16 protein-coding genes are annotated in these 19994 nt (G+C 35.0%); 13 read left to right on the top strand and 3 right to left on the bottom strand.

Annotated features, from left to right (window positions below; genetic code table 11):
• Positions 1-26: 26 nt before the first annotated feature.
• Positions 27-1286, bottom strand: a complete 1260-nt coding sequence (locus OO013_RS02330; protein WP_266054974.1) for a peptidase U32 family protein — start codon at positions 1284-1286, stop codon at positions 27-29.
• 490 nt (positions 1287-1776) lie between these two features.
• Between OO013_RS02330 and OO013_RS02325 the strand changes: the two genes are divergently transcribed.
• From OO013_RS02325 to OO013_RS02280, 10 genes are all read left to right on the top strand, one after another.
• On the top strand, positions 1777-2325 hold the full coding sequence (locus OO013_RS02325) for an REP-associated tyrosine transposase (RefSeq protein WP_266054972.1): 549 nt from the start codon (positions 1777-1779) through the stop codon (positions 2323-2325).
• 243 nt (positions 2326-2568) lie between these two features.
• Complete coding sequence (locus OO013_RS02320) at positions 2569-3309, top strand: LamG domain-containing protein (RefSeq protein WP_266054970.1); 741 nt, start codon at positions 2569-2571, stop codon at positions 3307-3309.
• A gap of 138 nt (positions 3310-3447) precedes the next feature.
• Positions 3448-4185, top strand: a complete 738-nt coding sequence (locus tag OO013_RS02315; protein WP_266054969.1) for a LamG domain-containing protein — start codon at positions 3448-3450, stop codon at positions 4183-4185.
• 125 nt (positions 4186-4310) lie between these two features.
• A complete protein-coding gene (locus tag OO013_RS02310; protein WP_266054968.1) occupies positions 4311-5048 on the top strand; it encodes a LamG domain-containing protein in 738 nt (245 codons plus the stop codon).
• Positions 5049-5212: 164 nt separating this feature from the next.
• Positions 5213-5677: an REP-associated tyrosine transposase gene (locus tag OO013_RS02305; RefSeq protein WP_266054967.1), complete on the top strand. Its 465-nt coding sequence runs from the start codon at positions 5213-5215 to the stop codon at positions 5675-5677.
• Between the two features lie 139 nt (positions 5678-5816).
• Positions 5817-6542 carry a LamG domain-containing protein gene (locus tag OO013_RS02300; RefSeq protein WP_266054966.1) on the top strand — a complete coding sequence of 242 codons (726 nt, stop codon included), beginning with the start codon at positions 5817-5819 and terminating at the stop codon, positions 6540-6542.
• 176 nt (positions 6543-6718) lie between these two features.
• Positions 6719-7267: an REP-associated tyrosine transposase gene (locus OO013_RS02295; protein WP_266054965.1), complete on the top strand. Its 549-nt coding sequence runs from the start codon at positions 6719-6721 to the stop codon at positions 7265-7267.
• A 136-nt stretch (positions 7268-7403) separates the two neighbouring features.
• Complete coding sequence (locus OO013_RS02290) at positions 7404-8144, top strand: LamG-like jellyroll fold domain-containing protein (RefSeq protein WP_266054964.1); 741 nt, start codon at positions 7404-7406, stop codon at positions 8142-8144.
• Positions 8144-11848 carry a T9SS type A sorting domain-containing protein gene (locus tag OO013_RS02285; RefSeq protein WP_266054963.1) on the top strand — a complete coding sequence of 1235 codons (3705 nt, stop codon included), beginning with the start codon at positions 8144-8146 and terminating at the stop codon, positions 11846-11848. The genes OO013_RS02290 and OO013_RS02285 overlap by 1 nt, the downstream gene beginning before the upstream one ends.
• Positions 11845-13020, top strand: coding sequence for a hypothetical protein (locus OO013_RS02280; protein ID WP_266054962.1), 1176 nt, complete (start codon positions 11845-11847; stop codon positions 13018-13020). Before OO013_RS02285 ends, OO013_RS02280 begins: the two co-directional genes overlap by 4 nt.
• A gap of 502 nt (positions 13021-13522) precedes the next feature.
• Here the strand turns inward: OO013_RS02280 and OO013_RS02275 are convergent.
• On the bottom strand, positions 13523-13822 hold the full coding sequence (locus OO013_RS02275) for a GIY-YIG nuclease family protein (protein ID WP_266054961.1): 300 nt from the start codon (positions 13820-13822) through the stop codon (positions 13523-13525).
• Positions 13823-14189: 367 nt separating this feature from the next.
• The gene (locus OO013_RS02270; RefSeq protein ID WP_266054960.1) at positions 14190-14489 is read right to left on the bottom strand and encodes a GIY-YIG nuclease family protein; all 300 of its coding nucleotides are present in this window, start codon (positions 14487-14489) and stop codon (positions 14190-14192) included.
• 1086 nt (positions 14490-15575) lie between these two features.
• On the opposite strand from OO013_RS02270, the gene OO013_RS02265 reads away from it, so the two are divergent.
• The 3 genes from OO013_RS02265 (at position 15576) to OO013_RS02255 (ending at position 19563) form a co-directional block, all read left to right on the top strand.
• Positions 15576-18299, top strand: coding sequence for a hypothetical protein (locus OO013_RS02265; RefSeq protein WP_266054959.1), 2724 nt, complete (start codon positions 15576-15578; stop codon positions 18297-18299).
• Positions 18299-19039 (top strand): hypothetical protein, encoded by a 741-nt coding sequence (locus OO013_RS02260; protein ID WP_266054958.1) that lies wholly within the window; start codon positions 18299-18301, stop codon positions 19037-19039. The genes OO013_RS02265 and OO013_RS02260 overlap by 1 nt, the downstream gene beginning before the upstream one ends.
• 374 nt (positions 19040-19413) lie before the next feature.
• Positions 19414-19563: a transposase gene (locus OO013_RS02255; protein ID WP_266054957.1), complete on the top strand. Its 150-nt coding sequence runs from the start codon at positions 19414-19416 to the stop codon at positions 19561-19563.
• The last annotated feature ends 431 nt before the right edge of the window (positions 19564-19994 follow it).

The following is a 19994-nucleotide window of genomic DNA, read 5'->3' as shown; positions in this document are numbered from 1 at the left end:
CCAATCCGTTTGAAATTTAAAAATAATCAGGCTTTTACAGGTTCCTTGTTATCAACGATCTTATACAACTTGTCTGAAGGTCTAATCACAGCATCGAGTTTTATAGCGAATTTATCACCTTTCACAGCAACATCTTTTTTTCCTTCATCATTGACATGCATTTCCTCTACTACAGCTTCCACAGTTCCAGTGGTAGGACCTGTGACAAGAATCCGGTCTCCAACCTTGACCTTCAATGTCTCAAGAGTAAATTCAGCCACACCTATCTTGGTGAAGTAATTACTTCCTTTACCCAAATAAACCTTTTTCTTAGTTGCTGATGATCCGGAATTACTTGTCCATTCACCCATTTTTTGTCCCAGGTAGTATCCACTCCAGAATCCACGGTTATAAACTTCAGAGAGGCGGTTCATCCATCCTTCAACTTTCTCTTCAGAATATGTGTTATCGAAATAGCTGTCTATTGCTTCACGATAACATTGAGTGACAGTTTTTACATATTCAGGCCCTTTACCTCTTCCTTCGATCTTTAGTACTTTTATTCCGGAATCAATTACCTGATCAAGAAAATCGATCGTACACAGGTCTTTGGGTGACATTATGTATTCATTATCGATTTCAAGTTCGTGGCCATCCTCGATATCGATTACTTTGTATTTTCTTCGGCAGTTTTGGATGCATGCTCCTCTGTTTGCAGAAGAGTTTTGAGTATGTAAACTCATATAGCATTTACCGGATACTGCAACACACAGGGCGCCATGTCCGAAAATTTCAATTTCAATCAGGTTACCGGCAGGCCCTTTGATTTGTTCCTTTTCGATGGCATCGGTGATTTTTTTGACCTGCATCAAGCTCAGTTCACGAGATAATACCATTGTATCAGCAAAGTGGCTGTAGAAGCGAACTGTTTCGATGTTCGTGATATTCGATTGAGTCGAGATGTGGACTTCCACACCCTGGCTGAATGCATAAGAAATCACAGCCTGGTCAGAAGCGATGATGGCAGTGATCCCGGCTTCTTTCACCCTGTCGATGATCATTTTCATCAGTGACAGATCGTGATCATAAATAATAGTATTGAGAGTGAGATAAGTTCTGACATTATTTTCACTACAGATGCGGGCAATTTCTTCCAGGTCATCGATGGTGAAATTCATTGTTGCCCGGGCACGCATGTTTAGTTGCTCGACACCAAAGTAAATTGAATCAGCACCACCTTGAATTGCAGCCATCATCGATTCGAAATTTCCTGCCGGGGACATCAGTTCTATCTTGCTATTACTCATGATCGTAACCTCAAAAAGGATATTTGTAAATGTTAAAATTTTAAGGCTGCAAAGTTAGGTTAAAAAATAAATTATTGGTAACCGGTGTAATGAATATCTGTGGTATTTAGGAGTTTAAGTGAAGTTTGTTTATGGTTCAAGCAAGTATGGGTGGGTTTAGATGTAAAACAGACCGATTTCTCCTTACTGATTCGCTTCATTGCTCATAGCACTAGACGATCGAAATGACGAGTAGGTTGTTGGTTTGTGCTTTTGGTTGGGTTTTATGCCAGATTTAATTAGCTCCATAGAAACGAAATGACCCAAGTTTAACGTCATTTCGAATCCCTTGCGGAGAGAAATCTGTCTCATGATAATTAGCTGTATGTAATAGTTGCTTTAACATATCGGCGCTGTTCGAAGTTTAGCGATAGCGTAACTTCGAACTTTTAATGAAAAGCAGGGATTGTATCCCGGTCATAAAATAAGTATTTTTCATTATATTTAGCTGATGGATAAAGGCTATAAAATCCGAGACCAGAACGGATTATATTTTGTAACGTTTGCTGTCGTTGAATGGGTTGATGTATTCACGAGGAAAGAATATGCAGATATAGTTGTAGAAAGCTTGATCTTTTGCCAAAAGATTAAGGGGCTTGAAATATATTCATGGTGTTTAATGAGTAACCATCTTCATTTAATCGTGGCAGCAAAGGAAGGATATTATCTTTCTGATATATTAAGAGACTTTAAAAAATATACAGCAAAGGAGATTTTATCAGCAATAGATCAAAATCAATCTGAAAGTAGAAGGAATTGGATGCTTTGGATCTTTAAACAAGCAGGGATTAAAAATACCAGAAACAGTAGCTTTCAATTTTGGAGACAAAGTAATCAACCAAAGGAATTATTAACCAATCGATTCAAAGATCAAAAATTAGAATATATCCATAATAACCCGGTTGAATCTGGTATAGTAAAATGTCCTCAGGATTATGTTTATTCTAGTGCAATTAATTATAGTGGGGAGCAAGGACTAATTGATGTCATTTTGTTGTAGAATGACCGAGTCACAGACTCTGCATTTCATAAAAAGCTTGAAGTTGTCCTGGGGAACACTTCAAACAGCACAAGTAGAGGGTTGGTTTGTGCTTTTGGCAGGACTTTCAATTCACTTTAATACGATGAGTTACTATAAAAGAAAATTCAAACAGTTAAATCACGATCAAAAATTTGAATTTAAAAACCAGTCATCTATATTTGAACGGAATTTAATTTTTTTCAACCAAAAGGATTTTTAGACATGCGATTCAAACTACTTAGCAAAGGGCTACTTGCTCTTATATTCATTTCTGTGTTTTCAATTATTACATCGTGTAAAGACGAAGAAGGAACCGAACCTAAAAACGAGGAACCTGAAGTTATTGATATTCCAAGAAATGGGTTGGTAGCATTCTATCCATTTAACGGTAATGCAAATGATGAGAGTGGAGTAGGGGATTCTGCAAATGGGAGTTTTAGTGGTACACCGAATCCATTAGAATCGATACCGGATAGATACGGAAACCCGAATAGTGCTTATAAATTTGAGGAAACTAATTCCATTGAAGTTATAAACTTTAATAAAGTTCAAATTTTAGGGGATTTTAGTTTATCTGGATGGGTAAAGTGTGTTGCAAGTGGAGAATTTATTAGTACTTCTCGTCATTATTTGGAATTTGACCAAACAACTAATGAAGTTATTGCTCGAATATCTGAAGACGCAACCAATTCTCTTTATTTAAAAGAAATAATCTCTAATCCTGGGGAATGGCATTTTATTTGTTCGGTATGGGATGAAGCAAACCAAACAGGGAAATTATATGTTGATGGTAATTTAGCAGTGCAAGAAAATGCAACTTTAAGTGTGAAAAACACTACTAGTGATGATATATTATTCGGTGTTTTTAACTTCTCTGGGGCAATTGATGATATAGCGATATATAATGAGGCTTTAACGGCTGCGGAAGTAAAGTCATTATATAACCAAACGGTCACCAAATAACGAAATTCTGATCTGGATTTGTTTACCCTATTGTCCGGAGCTTGGCTTAAGAGTAACTTTAGACAGTGGGGATTTAATAATCAGTTATCTATATTTGACCGGAATTTAATTTTTTTTCAACCAAAAGGATTTTTAGACATGCAATTCAATCTATTTAGTAAAGGGCTACTTGCTCTTGTATTCATTTCTGTATTTTCATTTATTACATCGTGTTCAGACGAAGAAGGTACCGAACCTAAAAACGAGGAGCCAGAAGATATTGATATCCCAAGGGATGGGTTAATAGCTTTTTATCCAATGAATGGTAATATGAATGATGAGAGTGGTGTTGGGGACTCTGCAAACGGTGGCTTTTATGGTACTCCTAAACCTGCCGAGTTAACTGCTGACAGATATGGTAATCTAAATAGTGCTTATAAAATAGAGACAACGAATAACTTAAATGCTTTGGATGCTCCAAAATTAGCTTATAATGGTGATTTGAGTTATTGTATGTGGATTAAAGCAAATACTTCTGGAGTTATTCTTAATGATGCAATGAATAAAATTGAGTTTGATGATATTGAAAATAAATATGTAGGCATAATTGACATGAATAGCAATAGGATTATTGTTGATGATGTTGTTTCAGATCCTGAAAAATGGCACCTAATTGTTTTGACTTGGGACAATAATGCGGCAATTCTTAAACTCTATATAGATGGTGTGCACGTTTCTGAAAGTACTGCAGAAGCAAGTATTTTTCGAGATATGTCAGGTAATATGGTGATGGGTAATAGTGGCTTCTCAGGAATTTTAGATGATATTATTGTTTATCATAAGGCATTAACTTCTAATGAAGTAATGGCAATATATAATCAAACAATTACTAAATAATGAGATTACCATTCCCCACTGTCCGGAGTTTAGCTTAAGAGTAACTATAGACAGTGGGGATTTAAAAACCAGTCATCTATATTTGACCGGAATTTAATTTTTTTCAACCAAAAGGATTTTTAGACATGCGATTCAATCAACTAAGCCAGGGGCTACTCGCTCTTGTATTCATTTCCGTATTTTCATTTATTACATCGTGTTCAGACGAAGAAGGTACCGAGCCTAAAAACGAGGAGCCTGAAGTTATTGATATTCCACGGGATGGACTGGTAGCCTTTTATCCGTATAATGGTAATTTAAATGATGAGAGTGGGGTAGGTGATTCAGCAAATGGCGGCTTTTATGGAACTCCCAAACCTGCAGAACTAACATCTGATAGATATGGTAATCTGAATAGTGCTTATAAAATTGAGACCACAAATAATTTAAATGCTTATCCTTATGATAAATTTGCCTTCCAAGGTGATATAAGTATAGCTGGTTGGGTAAAACCTAAGACTTCGGGTAGAATCATCAAAACCCTAATACATTGGCTTGAATTTGATGAAAGTAATAATAATATATATGGTATTACTAATATATATGGAACTTATAGTTATACTAAACATGAACTAAGTAATACTGAACAATGGCATTCAGTTGCATATACCTGGGATAACACTAATAAACTGGGGGTTTTATATGTCGATGGAGAAAAGGTTTCTGAAAATGTTGCCGAGTCTTCAATTGATGGAACTTTAGGTACAGCTATTACATTTGGTATTGAAGGCTTTTCTGGATTATTAGATGATATTACCATTTATAATAAGGTTTTATCACCTAATGAGATAAACAAATTTCACACTCAAACTTTGACAAAGTAAATGAGAAGGTTTAGTTTAATATTTTTACTTTTATTGCAATCTATAAATTTATTTTCTCAAACTGCTTTATTCGTAGAACTAGATGGCTCAGCGAATTCGAAAATAACCCCGATCGAGCGCGTTTAGCGATAGCGTAACGCGTTTGTAAATAAAAGCAGCTACACATGTCAGAGAAATACAAATTTTCTGATCCACAAGGAATTTATTTTGTCACTTGCACAGTTGTTCATTGGATAGACCTCTTTACCCAAAAACATTTCAGGTATATAGTAATTGATTCATTGAAACATTGTCAGGAAAATAAAGGATTAATAATCTATTCCTGGTGTATTATGCCGAGTCATATTCATTTAATAGTTAGTACGGAAGGGTTAGAACTAACTGCAATATTGAGAGCTTTTAAGAATGCAGAATCACGATTAAAAAGAATTGTGAATAATAAAGTCTGGCAAGATGGAAATCATCCTGTATTATTAGAAGCGAATAAATTCATAAACCAGAAGTTAGCTTATATTCATAATAATCCAGTAGAGGCAGAGATAGTTGATGAGCCGGAAGAATATTTATATAGCTCTGCAAGAGATTACTGCGGAAACAAGAATGGTTTACTAAGAGTAACGATAATTTAATAATACCTGATTATAGATTTTTAAAATGAAATACTGAACTCAAAGATATTACTTAAAGAAAATATTTTTATTATTAAAACTCATCACATATATTTACGACTGATATAATTTTTTTATTCAACCAAAAGGATTTTTAGACATGCGATTCAATCTACTTAGCAAAGGGCTATTGGCTCTTATATTCGTTTCTGTTTTTTCAATTTTTACATCTTGTGATGGCGATGAACCGGCTGAACCAGCGGTAAAAGACATTCCACGTGATGGACTGGTAGCCTTTTATCCGTTTAATGGAAATGCGAATGATGAAAGTGGTGTTGGAGATTCAGCAAATGCAATTTTTTCTGGGACTCCAAATCCTGCAGTGTTAACTACTGATAGATTTGGAAACCCAAATAGTGCCTATCAAATTGAGCAAGATAATTCTATTGAGGTTTTAGATAGTGAAAAAATTAGAGTCTTAGGAGATTTTGCTTTTTCAGCTTGGGTGAAATTAAGTACTAGTGGATATATTATCGATACTTCTCGTCATTATTTGGAATTTGATCAATCCACAAATGAAATTATTGTTCGTATTTCTGAAGATGCGACTAATTCTATTTACTTAAAGAAGGTGATAGCTAATCCTGGAGAATGGCATTTCATTTGTGCTACATGGGATGAAACTAATCAGATTGGGAAATTATATATTGATGGACAATTGGAAGCACAAGAAAACCCTTCCTTAAATGTAATAAATACAACTGGTGATGCTATGTATTTTGGAGATTATAATTTTTCAGGAATAATTGATGACATAGCTATTTATAATGAAGCATTAACATCTCCCGAGGTAGAATCATTATTTCAGCAAAATATCACAAAATAATGAAGGTCAACTTATTTATTTGTTTTTTTATCGTATCAACATTTTATTCTTTTTCTTTTGGTACTGTAAAACTATATGTCTCTTTACAAGAAGAGACCGAAAAAACCATTTGTCAAAACCCCGATCGAGCGCGTTTAGCGATAGCGTAACGCGTTTGTAAATAAAAGCAGCTACACATGTCAGAGAAATATAAATTTTCTGATCCTAAAGGAATTTATTTTGTCACTTGTACAGTTGTTCATTGGATAGACCTCTTTACCCAAAAACATTTCAGGTATATAGTAATTGATTCATTGAAACATTGTCAGGAAAATAAGGGATTAATAATTTATTCCTGGTGTATTATGCCGAGTCATATTCATTTAATTGGTAGTACCGAAGGGATAGAACTATCTGCTATATTGAGAGATTTTAAAAAATATGTTTCCAAAAAGATCATAAAGGAGCTAGATATCATCAATGAAAGTAGAAAAGAATGGTTATTACGAGCTTTCAAGAATGCCGGATCACGATTAAAAAGAATTAAGAATTATAAAGTATGGCAGGATGGAAATCATCCTGTTTTATTAGAAACGAATAAATTCATCAATCAAAAGTTAGCTTATATTCATAATAATCCAGTAGAGGCAGAGATAGTTGATGAGCCGGAAGAATATTTATATAGCTCTGCAAGAGATTACTGTGGAAACAAGAAGGGTTTACTAAAAGTAACGATAATTGAATAATGCCTAACCATGGATTTTTAAAGTGAAATACTGAACTCAAAGATATTACTTAAAGAAAATATTTTTTTTATTAAATCTCATCATATATATTTACGACTGATATAATTTTTTTAATCAACCAAAAGGATTTTTAGACATGCGATTCAATCAACTAAGCCAGGGGCTACTCGCTCTTGTATTCATTTCCGTATTTTCATTTATTACATCGTGTTCAGACGAAGAAGGTACCGAACCTAAAAACGAGGAGCCAGAAGTTATTGATATTCCACGTGATGGACTGGTAGCTTTTTATCCAATGAATGGTAATATGAATGATGAGAGTGGTGTTGGGGACTCTGCAAATGGTGGTTTTTATGGTACTCCTAAACCTGCCGAGTTAACTGCTGACAGATATGGTAATCTAAATAGTGCTTATAAAATAGAGACAACGAATAACTTAAATACGTTCCAAGGGACTTCAGATAAATTTACATATGTAGGAGACGTAAGCTATGGGATATGGCTAAAAAGTTTGACCTCAGGAACGATCCTAAGAAATAATTTTGAACTTCGAATCTGGTATGATAAAGAATCAAGTATGTTTCTTGCAGATAATCATACTTCTTATGAAAGTGATGATCTAAAAATATCTATATCAAATCCAGGAGATTGGCATTTTTTGAGTATAACCTGGGATAATTCTAATGGAATATTGAAGTTTTATTTGGATGGTGAATTAGTTGGTCAGAATAATGGAAATACTTCTTCATATAAAAACGGTGGTCCAAACATTGGAGAGGATGGTTTTTCTGGGGCACTTGATGATTTTACAATTTATAAGAAAGCTTTAACTGATAGTGAGGTAAAAGAATTATATCAACAAACATTTACTAAATAATGAGATTCACTATTCTTATAAGCATTTTTTTTGCCATTTATTGTAATTCTTTTGCCCAAACAAATTTGTATTTAGATTTAAATCAGGCAAGGGAAAAAACTATATGCCAAGGAAGTGTAGTTAATTTTTATTTTCACATAAGAAATGATTATCAAAACAATGAAGAGGATAGATATGAACTATACTATACAAATTCTAATAATGAAAAAGTAGTTCTTACTGATGAAGGGTTTGTCAGCATAGATTTTTTTGGTACATCTATGTTTACAAACTCTTTTGAATTCACAACAGATTATGATGGACAATATGAAGTAAAGGTTAGATTAAAATCAGGCGGTCAAAATCCTACTTATGAAGACATCACAAATGTTGCTACTATAACTGTCCGCCAATCTCCTTCCTCAGATGGTTTCAATATGGATCGAACCAGTTTTACTAATGATGAAGATTATGTGCCATTGGTAGCTCAAGAACTAACCCCTGCAAACCCTGAGGGTACTGTGGGTACTTTTAAAGGCGAAGCGGTTTACGAATTTATCGATGGATATAGGTTTTATCCTTCTTTATTATTAGCCCCAAAAGCGATTAATATCACTTATGAAACTAATTTTACCTATGAGAGTGATAATTTGGTTTGTACTGATTCAAAAACAATTTTAGTAAACATTACTGATTCAGAAAATAAGATTCAATACGGAGATTCAGAAATCCGAGCGGAAAATGATTTTTGCAGGGGTGTAGAAGTAGCCAACTTTGACTTTTCTTTGCTAATTAAAAATTTCACAGATACACTTAGCGGAATTAAACGATTATATAACGCTATTGAGCACACAGAAGATATTAATGGTACCTATAAAGCAGGAGTGGAACTTAATGATGACTCAACTCCTTTGATGGCTTTTCCTATCGAGGAAGAACCTATTGATATAATTGTTCCGAAAGATCCCATAGGTGAAGAACCTATACCAAATTATTGTTTTTATCAATATGAAGAAAAAATTGTTGAAGGATTAACACCAATTATTGATAATGGTAATGGTCAAATCATAGAAAATGGCATTTCAAATATTACCTATTATGAGGTTATGGAGGAAGGGATTTTGATTGGTTATGGTATAAGAGGAACCCTGGATCTTTCTGAGGTGCCAGCTGGAGATAATATTACTCTAAAATTAAGATATAGCACTGAACAAACACTCATTGGTAGTAATACATGCAATGTAATTCTCAATCCTTCGACTAAAGACGTAGTAGTAGCTAGGATTTCTCTTAAAGAACCATCGAATCCTATTATTTCAATTGAATCAGGTGAAAATGAGTTTTGTAAAGGCGATTCGCAGGCTCGACAAATACAAGTATCTTTTGGTAATGAGACATTGGGTGTTCCGAATGAGGCTGATGGAAAATTTCAAATAAGTACGAATGGGGTGGATTTTAACTCTAAGAATGACAACCAAATAATTCCTAGTTCTTTAGAATATGGAACCTACTCGTACAGGTACGTTTATAATTATAATGGAGCTGATCCTAATTATTGTACTCAGGAAAGTGATCCGATATCGATAACTATAAATAAAACTCCTACACCTAGCATTTCCTTTGATGAAACTGCTTGTGTTAATGAAGGGGTAGAATTTACATCAACTGATAATTTATCGGAATTAGAAAAATCTAATGCGACTTATCAATGGTCGTTTGGTGATGGAGATGATTTAAAAACATCTACAGGATTTAAAGCTTATAAGGAAAGAGGTTCATATCCGGTCGAATTAGTGGTAGAAACAAATAAAGGATGCGTTGGTGTTTCAAATCGTGAAGTAATTACTATTGGTGCTTACCCGAAATTAGATTTTTCATATTTTGGTGGATGTTCCGACGATACTACTTATTTAAACCCGGAAATACTAAATACTAATGAATTTGATGAGGTAGCTAGTGTAAGATGGTATTATAATAATAATTCAGAAGAAATGACCGATGTGAGTGTCATTGAAACTGTATTTGATACTACCGGTTTAAAGCCGGTTACTTTTGCTGTGACAACTGATGTGGGTTGTGCTGATAGCATCACCAAAAACATCTTCATTCAGCCGGTTTTTAATGTGTATAATTACATCCAGGATTTTGATGAGGAAAATTATGAGGGTTGGATTTCTTCCGGTCAAATTAATGGTCAGCTAGAAAATGATTCGTCCTCATGGATTTTAAATGATACCTGGCAAGGGTCAGCAGGTGTCTGGGCGACTAATTTAAATAAGGATACTACTTATTATAATAATGAGTCATCTTATCTGGAAACTCCTTGTTTTATCCTTGAACCGGAAGGAATACAATTCCCAATGCTCGATCTTGATATAGCCTCTAAAACAGATATTCAGGCCGATGGAGTAGTGCTTGAATATAGCTATGACGGCGGAAGAACATGGTCAAAACTGGGATCAAAAGATGGTGGATTAGGCTGGTATAACGCAGCCAACCTGCTTGGAGCTCCCGGTACGGAAGGTAACAATTTAGAGCGTGAAGGATGGGCTGGGGATTTAGATTGGCAAAAAGCGGCATTTCAGCTTCAAACTTTACAAAGCGATGCTGCCGGCGAACCTATAAAATTCAGATTCATGTTTGGTTCGAATGCTGATAACCCGGTTGGTCCGGAGTTAAAAGGATTCGGCCTGAATAAGTTTTCGATTGTTTCACGAAACCGGACAATGGTTATTGAAACATTCCTGAGCAATGTTAAGGACGACGGTGAAATGCAAAGGTCTGTAGAATACCTGGATGAATTTTTAGCAGATAAAGAAGAAAGTGTGATCGATATCCGCTATCACATAAATAGTCCAAACGAGGATCCGGTCTTTCAATATAACCCGGCTGATTTTAGTGCAAAGCGTCTACATTATGGTATAGATGAAGCTCCAAGATCAGTAATTGACGGTTATTTCGGTAAAGATGTCGATTTTCCAATTAATGAAAATGGCTATGGAGAAAAAGTCTACGATCGCAGATCGCTCGTTGCCTCACCATTTAATATCGATCTTAACCTAACAGAGCATCCCGATAAAATTGATATAGAAGTCCGTATCACTAAAAATATTACCGGTGAAGACATCGAAGACGACCTGGTGCTCATGGTTGGGATGGTACAGAAGCAATTCGAAGTTGATGGAATGATTTACAAAAATGTTTTAAGAAAATTCATTCCAAATGCAGGAGGAACTACCATTATCGGAGATTGGATCGATGAGGATACCACACGTGAAGAAGTGGTTAATCTGACCTGGATGACTGATTATTATAATGGACTGGATATAGATAAAGAATATACTCTGGTGGCTTATTTATTCAGGGCTCAGGATATCGAACAGACGAAGGAAATAGTTCAGGGAGCTTCAGAAGATTTGGTAAATGGATTGCCAGTGCCAAATATCATCACTGGCGTGGATGACGAATTGACAAGTAGTGATTATCTGCTTTATCCGAATCCTGCCAATGAAAAATTAACCATAAGAGTACCAAAACAATTTAGCGGGAAAGCTGAATACACCATTTATTCCCTTCATGGAAACATGATCGAATCCGGTGTTATTGAAGGCACTCAAAACAAACAAATCAACACATTTAATTATTCATCAGGGATGTATTATATCCAGATAATGGAAGAAGGGGAAAATACACCTGTAGTTAAGAAGTTTAGTATAATCAAATGATAAAAAGAATCTTATCAACAATGCTAGTGACGGCAATGCTCGGTGGTTGTACCACCGATGCATTTGTCGGAGAGAGTGAGTCACCTTATTTCAATAAGTTTTACGGAAATGCAAATGACGATCAGTCTTACCGGGTTAGTCAACTAGCTGACGGAGGGTATTTAATTGTAGGGAGTACGGAAAAACTCAGTGGGGGAGATTCAGATATCCTGGTGATTAAAAGTGATAGCCGCGGAAATCTCGTCTGGGAACAAGTGATCGGAGGATCCTTTACCGATTTTGGTACGGATGGAGTAATTGCTGCAGATGGTAACTTATATGTTACCGGACTGATAACCAATAATGAAACGGAAGATGAAAATGGTGCGCTTATTTCATTAAATCCAACAACTGGCGAAGTGATTGATTCAGCTTCTTTTGGACTGCCAAATCGTATGGAGCGGGGTTTGAGAATTTTTAATTCCAATTCAGGATCCCTGATGGTAATGTTAAACCGAGATGACGATGAAGGTAGCGAGATGGTAATATCTGAGTTAGATCTGGTAGCTCAGGATACCCTATATAGAGATTATGGTTTTTTAAATAATCAGGATAGTGTCAATATGGTGTTACAGTCCACAAATGATAATCTTGTTTGGAGTGGAACCGTTAGAGGTGAAAATTCATTTACCAAGAATATCAGAGTAACTTCTACCAACCTAGATGGTCAGGTTTTATGGGATTATTTAATGCCATATGAGAATCAGGAAGCTGCAGACATGGATGATGCAGGAATAGGATATATCGTTGTTGGAACCCGTGATGAAGGGATTAATAGTAACATTATTCTTGCTATGGTTAATCGTGATGGTAATGGTCTTTTATGGGAGTCAGAGATTGAAGAATCAGGAGGTCAAAAGGCTTCTGCAGTAAGTAAAACTTCCGATGGGGGATTTATCGTTACCGGAACGACAAACTACGAGACCGATGATGAACAAATTATCCTTATAAAAACCGATAGTAAAGGTAACGTACAATGGAAAAAATATTTTGGAGGTAGTTCCAATGATCGTGGAGCAGATGTTCTTCAATCAAGTGATGGTAATTATGTATTACTAAGTACCTCGACAATTTCCAATAATAGCATTTTAGAATTAATTAAAACAAGCGACAAAGGTTTATTGGTGGATTAATATCATATCCTCTCTATTCTATTGAGCCCGTTTTTAACGGGCTTTTGTTTTTTATAAGTGGTAGTAATAGGGTTAAGAACTGTGTTTTGTTGAGTCTACTGTAGACTTGCAGACAGATTTATCCTTTAAGTGAAAAACTGCTATTTATAATTGCTACATAATACAACAAAAGCTAAACCTAAAACGTCATTTCGAATCCCTTGTGGTGAGCCGTAGGTGCTGACATGAAGTCGTCAGTAAAATCTTTCACTTATAATTTAGATATCATTGCCTTCTACCTCTCACAAACAGATTTCTCCTTGCAGCTACGCCTTTCGGCTTACAGCACGAGACGATCGAAATGAAGGGTAGGGGAATGGATAATGCTTTATGGTAGATTTCGTCTTAAAGCAAAAAACTGCTATTTATAATTGCTACATAAAATAACAAAAGCTTAACCTAAAACGTCATTTCGAATCCCTTGTGGTGAGAAATCTGTTTAATAAGAAATTATATTCTTTACTTAACATTCTGAAATGTCACTTATAAGATTATTCCACTTTGGATTAAACTTATTTATCAATATTTCTTTCTTTTCCCTTCGCCACTTTTTTAATTCTTTTTCTCTTTCTATCGCTTCTTCAATATGACGAAAGTGTTCATAGTAAATAATCATATTTAAATTGTATCTACTTGCAAAACTTCTTGCATTAGTTTTTTCCAGGTGATCTGACATTCTTGCAAAAAGATTAGAAGTTACCCCAATATAGAGTACCGACTTTTTTTTATTAGTTAAGATGTAGACTGATCCACCTCTAGTCATAATATTTGTCTTTTGGTTGATAGATTGAATTTGAAAAATATTAAGAATTCTGAGTATTAATAATCTATTGTATTAAGGTAAATATAATTTTTGAAGTCCCAGTAAATTTTATTGCAATTGAAATCAATATGTTGAGTTTCTACCTCTCACAAACAGATTTCTCCTTGCTGCTACGCCTTTCGGCTTACAGCACGAGACGATCGAAATGACGGGTAGGGGAATGGATAATGCTTTATGGTAGATTTCGTCTTAAAGCAAAAAACTGCTATTTATAATTGCTACATAAAATAACAAAAGCTTAACCTAAAACGTCATTTCGAATCCCTTGTGGTGAGAAATCTGTTTAATAAGAAATTATATTCTTTACTTAACATTCTGAAATGTCACTTATAAGATTATTCCACTTTGGATTAAACTTATTTATCAATATTTCTTTCTTTTCCCTTCGCCACTTTTTTAATTCTTTTTCTCTTTCTATCGCTTCTTCAATATGACGAAAGTGTTCATAGTAAATAATCATATTTAAATTGTATCTACTTGCAAAACTTCTTGGATTAGTTTTTTCCAGGTGATCTGACATTCTTGCAAAAAGATTAGAAGTTACCCCAATATAGAGTACCGACTTTTTTTTATTAGTTAAGATGTAGACTGATCCACCTCTAGTCATAATATTTGTCTTTTGGTTGATAGATTGAATTTGAAAAATATTAAGAATTCTGAGTATTAATAATCTATTGTATTAAGGTAAATATAATTTTTGAAGTCCCAGTAAATTTTATTGCAATTGAAATCAATATGTTGAGTTTCTACCTCTCACAAACAGATTTCTCCTTGCTGCTACGCCTTTCGGCTTACAGCACGAGACGATCGAAATGACGGGTAGGGGAATGGATAATGCTTTATGGTAGATTTCGTCTTAAAGCAAAAAACTGCTATTTATAATTGCTACATAAAACAACAAAAGCTAAACCTAAACCATTATTTCAAATACCTTGAGGTGAGCCCTAGGTGCATATCATGAGACGATCGGATTAAGAAGAACAATAGAAAGTTAGTCTGAATCAGGATTTACAGAATTAAGAGATTAAAAAGGATTGCTCTTGACCCGAAATTAGTAAGCCAGGATTACTATTGATTCGCATAATAAGTAATACACATCGCAAATTGAAAGATCCTGACACTTGTGATGATATTTGTCGTTAATACCGAAGAAAGTGGATCGTCTCGGGATACAGAGGACTATAAGATAAATGCTGATGCAATATGTTCGGAATACGAGATCCAAAAAAATAAATTATTTCAACTTATTAAAATGTTTCATAGAAGGGTGCGGTGGCAATGACAATATCACGAGGGTGGGCAGGTTGGGCGGTAGGAGATTTGATAGTGTCTTGACTTTTTTGCTTCGTTTTTGTGTCAAGACAAAAATGAAGAAGAAAAATAAAGTTCCATACATAATAGAGGATTCATAAATTAACTGAATTCCCTTTGACTCGAACCCAATATTAAAAACTGCCTTTCACAAACAAATCCCTCCTACCAGTTTCCCCTTTAGGCTTACAGTATAAGAGGATCAAAATGACCGGTAAGTATTCGGATTCTGCTTAAGGATTACAGTAATAAAATAATCATCAAACCATTCCCCCTATAAACCTTAATCCTCCTCCTTTTTCCTCAAAATAACTATTGTAATATTTCCCTCATCATAGTATATTGAACCCACTTTCAACCGAATACATTTTTTTAACTGACTATGCGCGAAAAGCAAGAAGCCAGGGCAAGTAATCCATCTTCATTTAATTATCAAATCAAGGTAGCCACGCCGGATAATAAACTGCTGCAACCAAAAACAGCAAAGAACGATCCAGTGGACAAAGAAAAGGAAGAAGATAAGAACCCCGATATCAGGCCCATATCCGAAAGTGATATAAAAGCGGGTTATGGCGGAGGGATGTGGGCAAATCCGGTTGAAAAGTATGAATCTGCACCCTCAAAAGCGCCGAAAAAAAAGGAAACTAATAATTCCGGCACGAAGGAAGTCCCTGTTACAAAGGTAAAGTCTTCAGAATCCAAAGAAGAAGATTCAAATGAGGAAAAAGAAGAAGAACTGACTGAGGGAACTGTAAAAGCTTCCGATAATAAGCACTGGACAGTATCCCAGTTTTTTGAGCATTACAATGCCTATGATATTACGGATAAGAATTTCACATCCGAGGAATTAAAGTTCTTCGAAGATTATCGGGACGATGCTCAAAAGTACCTGGATCGCCCAAACATGGTGTGGACAGTCAAGACAAACCTGACAGGTGAGTCGATAGCAAATGCTGCCCGGAGAACCTATCTGAAATACGGACGTGATTTTAGCAAAGTATTGCCGGTTTCATTCGTATTAGCCCAGGCACAGCTGGAGACAAGCCTTGGAGTTAAGACGAAGGGGAATCGAAATAATGCCTTCAATATTGGTGAATATGACGGAGGTACACAGGATTGGGTAGAGAAAATCACCGATCCGGAAATGGGTACAGCGATGTATATGGACCTGATGGCTGAAGATTATCTTTCGAAGCGAACACCGGAGGAGCTATTAAAAGACGGGGGTTATCTTAACGAAGATGATAACCGCTATGCGAGTGATAAGAAGTATGAGGAAGGCTTAAGAAACCAGATAAAATTCAATGAGCGCTACATCGAAAGCGTTTCAGAGTCCGGGGAGCTGGTCATTAAAAAGCGGGTAGTAGGTAATTATAGCGGTCGCGCCATGACCAACCAGGTGGAAGATTTGATGGTGATCCAGCAGAAACTCAATGAGATCGGGTTATTGTCAGATGAAGATTATAATAAAGAGGGGGTAAGGAAAAAAGTTTCTGCACCCGAAAAGCTTGGCCGAAGAGCTCTGGACGGAACAATTAAAATGCCTGAAGAGACCGAAGCAGCTAAGGTGAGTAATGCAGATACCGTAGCGATCAGTGATCTGACTGCAACGATCAAGGCAATTGAAACCTTCCAGCAGAAAGTAATGAAAGTTGGAAGTACAGTCGATGGATGGATACAAATTGGTGGAGGTACATATAATGCTTTAAATAATGCCACCCCGGAATTAGCAGCTTCGCAGTTGCGAACCTATAAAAGTCGCAAGGCTCGATATGATAGTGACCGGTATTTTGCCAGAGAAGCAGATAAGGCGATAGAAAGAGACCGAAAGAATAAAGCAGAATCTACAGGACAAAATGAAAATATTAAGACAACAAAGAGTGACAGGCCCAAATTAGAATTAGATAAAGTTATACAATTTGATTCTTTAGATATACAATCAAGTGTTGGAAAGGGTGGAGTTAATAAACCATCTGATGTAGCTAAAATTCAAACATTTTTGGTGAATTTCGACTATTTAAATAATTCAAATGAAGAGTTGGAATTTGTATGTCAGCAAATTGAATCCAATTCAAAAAAGATAAAGGATGAATCAATACCGCAGACCATTGCTGCAATTAAATCTTATCAAAAATATGGAGCATCAAGAAAGTCTGGTGAGAAATTATGGCAAGGTGATGGAAATGTTGGTGTAGGTGGGTGGACCCATACTTCCATGAAGAGCATGGTTGAAGCACATAATTATGTTTTTGGTAATCAGGTGCCATACGCTCAGGAACCAGGGATTGAAAATACCATTAACCAGGCAAAATATTTGGCAAGTCAGAGTGATTTGGAAAAGGCCATGGGGATAAATAATTATGTCCCTGAAAATGAGCAAAAGCAAATACAAGTTTTATCTGAGGATCAGGCTTTGTCACAGTTTAGGTATGGTCTTAATGTAAAGCCAGACAATGATCAATTAGAAAAAGATTATATGGCATATGTTGAAGAGGTTACTGGATTTAATGACCCTGGATTATTATATAAGGCAACTAGTGCTCAAATAAAACAAGTTAAAGAAAAGTTTTCTTCAGTAGCTAATGGAGTATGGTCTGATAAAAGTTGGCTTAAAGCGGAACATTTATTAAAAGGAGATAAAACTAGAGCAAGTAAACCTAATTACGTGTGTTGTTACGATGCTGCTGTGAAAATGGTAAAGAAAACCGGAGCAACCCCATTAGGTGTAAATAACAAAATTCAAACTTTCATTAGAGAAAGTGCTGATGGAAAGGATGTCGATACTTACACCAATCAAGCACTTTTAGGAATGCAATATATTGATAAACAATTATTTCAGGGGAAGGCAGTTCAGGTGGGCATTGAAAAGGAATATGTTAAAAGTATAAACGAAACTGTAACGGATCACTTCATTGTTATAGTAGGGAAAAAGTATGAGGACGGAAATTGGTATTATATTTATTTTGACCCAGGAAGTTATTATAAAGATATTTCATTGAATAAAAAAAATAAGCTTTTGATAAATGGTGCAAAAGTGACTCAAAAAATTATTAAGAATAAAAAGGAGTATACATACAAATTGTCACAAGTTAGAATTAATAAGTAATGAAGGAAATATTGAAATTAGTTTTAGTTGGTATTCTCTTGACCTCTTGCATCATTGAGAATGATAATGAATCCTCAGGTTATATTATGAAATATAGAGGTGAAATCCTTTTTAATCCCAAAACTTCTATCGATGATAGAATTGTGAAGTTATATAAAAATGATAAGCTTATTAAGGTAGGATCTTTGTTAGATTCTTCATTCTACAATAGTTATGATTTTAATTATAATGCTAATAACGAAATAAATTCAATCTATGCAATAGATCATTATTTTACGGATGAAGATAAAATAAAGAGACAATTTAAAACCGAAGGGGGAGGTTTTTTTTATGACAATGTTGATAGTACACATATTATGGAATTTAATCAAAATCAACAACTAATTTTAACATCCCACATTGAGGATTCCAGCATTTTTTATATAAGAAAACTAAAATATAATAACCAAGGATTAGTTGAATCTGAATTAGCAACTCGATATTTACGAGGTGAAGAGGCTAGCTTATACAAAACATTTTATAGTTATCAAAAAAATAATATTGATGAATATGGTAATTGGACAAAGAGAAAAGCCTATGTAAAGTCTATTTTTTACTACGATTTTTTTGAAGAGCCTTTTGTTGAGTTTAATGATATACCAAATATCAAATCTGAATTAAATACCTTCCTTACCTCACCGCCCGAAGGTATTGAACCCGAGATTGAAACAAGGGAAATAACCTATGAGGTGATAGAATAATAAAGCATTTAAGTATGAGATTAATTTATTTTTATCTTTTCTCCATATTTTTATTTGGCGCGTGTAATGGTGGTTCAAAAAATAATACATCTAACCTAGAAAATCCCCGCTGTTCGAAGTTTAGCGATAGTGTAACTTCGAACTTTTAATGAAAAGCAGGGATTGTATCCCGGTCATATAATAAGCATGCTTCATTATATTTGATTGATGGATAAAAGCTTTAAAATTTGAGATCAGAACGGATTATATTTTGTAACGTTTGCTGTCGTTGAATGGGCTGATGTATTTACCAGGAAGGATTACGCTGATATTGTTGTTGATAGTTTAATCTTCTGCCAAAGGAATAAGGGCTTGAAATATATGCATGGTGTTTAATGAGTAATCATCTTCATTTAATCGTGGCGGGAAAAGAAGGATTTTATCTTTCTGATATAGTAAGAGACTTTAAAAAGTATACAGCAATAGAGATCATATCAGCAATAGATCAAAATCAATTTGAAAGTAGAAGAAATTGGATGCTTTGAATCTTTCAACAGGCAGGGTCTAAAAATAACAAAAACACTAGCTTTCCATTTTGGAGATAAAAAAATCAACCAAAGGAATTAATAACCAATCGATTCACAGATCAGATATTAGAATATATTCATAATAACCCGGTTGAATCTGGTATAGTAAAATGTCCTCAGGATTATGTTTATTCAAGTGCAAGTAATTACAGTGGAGAACAGGTACTAATTGATGTTATTCTGTTGTAGAATGACCGAGTCACAGACTCTGCATTTCATGAAAAGTTTGAAGTTGTCCTGCGGAACACTCCAAATAGCGGGGAAATAGGATTTTCGAATTATACAGTAGTGAATAACTTGTAAACTTTAACCTGAAAATCTATATAATTACTTTCCCACATACAAATTTCTCCTTACTGATTCGCTTTTCAGCTTTGATCGAGCGCGTT

It is taken from the genome of Mangrovivirga halotolerans, assembly GCF_026241165.1.
Lineage (GTDB): Bacteria > Bacteroidota > Bacteroidia > Cytophagales > Cyclobacteriaceae > Mangrovivirga > Mangrovivirga halotolerans.
Note: the sequence above shows the minus strand (reverse complement) of the source record. Positions and strands in the feature narration are given on the sequence as shown.

Coding starts and splice junctions, on each gene's coding strand:
- OO013_RS02330 (WP_266054974.1), bottom strand. CDS start 1,286: ATGAGTAATAGCAAGATAGAACTGATGTCCCCGGCAGGAAATTTCGAA.
- OO013_RS02325 (WP_266054972.1), top strand. CDS start 1,777: ATGGATAAAGGCTATAAAATCCGAGACCAGAACGGATTATATTTTGTA.
- OO013_RS02320 (WP_266054970.1), top strand. CDS start 2,569: ATGCGATTCAAACTACTTAGCAAAGGGCTACTTGCTCTTATATTCATT.
- OO013_RS02315 (WP_266054969.1), top strand. CDS start 3,448: ATGCAATTCAATCTATTTAGTAAAGGGCTACTTGCTCTTGTATTCATT.
- OO013_RS02310 (WP_266054968.1), top strand. CDS start 4,311: ATGCGATTCAATCAACTAAGCCAGGGGCTACTCGCTCTTGTATTCATT.
- OO013_RS02305 (WP_266054967.1), top strand. CDS start 5,213: ATGTCAGAGAAATACAAATTTTCTGATCCACAAGGAATTTATTTTGTC.
- OO013_RS02300 (WP_266054966.1), top strand. CDS start 5,817: ATGCGATTCAATCTACTTAGCAAAGGGCTATTGGCTCTTATATTCGTT.
- OO013_RS02295 (WP_266054965.1), top strand. CDS start 6,719: ATGTCAGAGAAATATAAATTTTCTGATCCTAAAGGAATTTATTTTGTC.
- OO013_RS02290 (WP_266054964.1), top strand. CDS start 7,404: ATGCGATTCAATCAACTAAGCCAGGGGCTACTCGCTCTTGTATTCATT.
- OO013_RS02285 (WP_266054963.1), top strand. CDS start 8,144: ATGAGATTCACTATTCTTATAAGCATTTTTTTTGCCATTTATTGTAAT.
- OO013_RS02280 (WP_266054962.1), top strand. CDS start 11,845: ATGATAAAAAGAATCTTATCAACAATGCTAGTGACGGCAATGCTCGGT.
- OO013_RS02275 (WP_266054961.1), bottom strand. CDS start 13,822: ATGACTAGAGGTGGATCAGTCTACATCTTAACTAATAAAAAAAAGTCG.
- OO013_RS02270 (WP_266054960.1), bottom strand. CDS start 14,489: ATGACTAGAGGTGGATCAGTCTACATCTTAACTAATAAAAAAAAGTCG.
- OO013_RS02265 (WP_266054959.1), top strand. CDS start 15,576: ATGCGCGAAAAGCAAGAAGCCAGGGCAAGTAATCCATCTTCATTTAAT.
- OO013_RS02260 (WP_266054958.1), top strand. CDS start 18,299: ATGAAGGAAATATTGAAATTAGTTTTAGTTGGTATTCTCTTGACCTCT.
- OO013_RS02255 (WP_266054957.1), top strand. CDS start 19,414: ATGAGTAATCATCTTCATTTAATCGTGGCGGGAAAAGAAGGATTTTAT.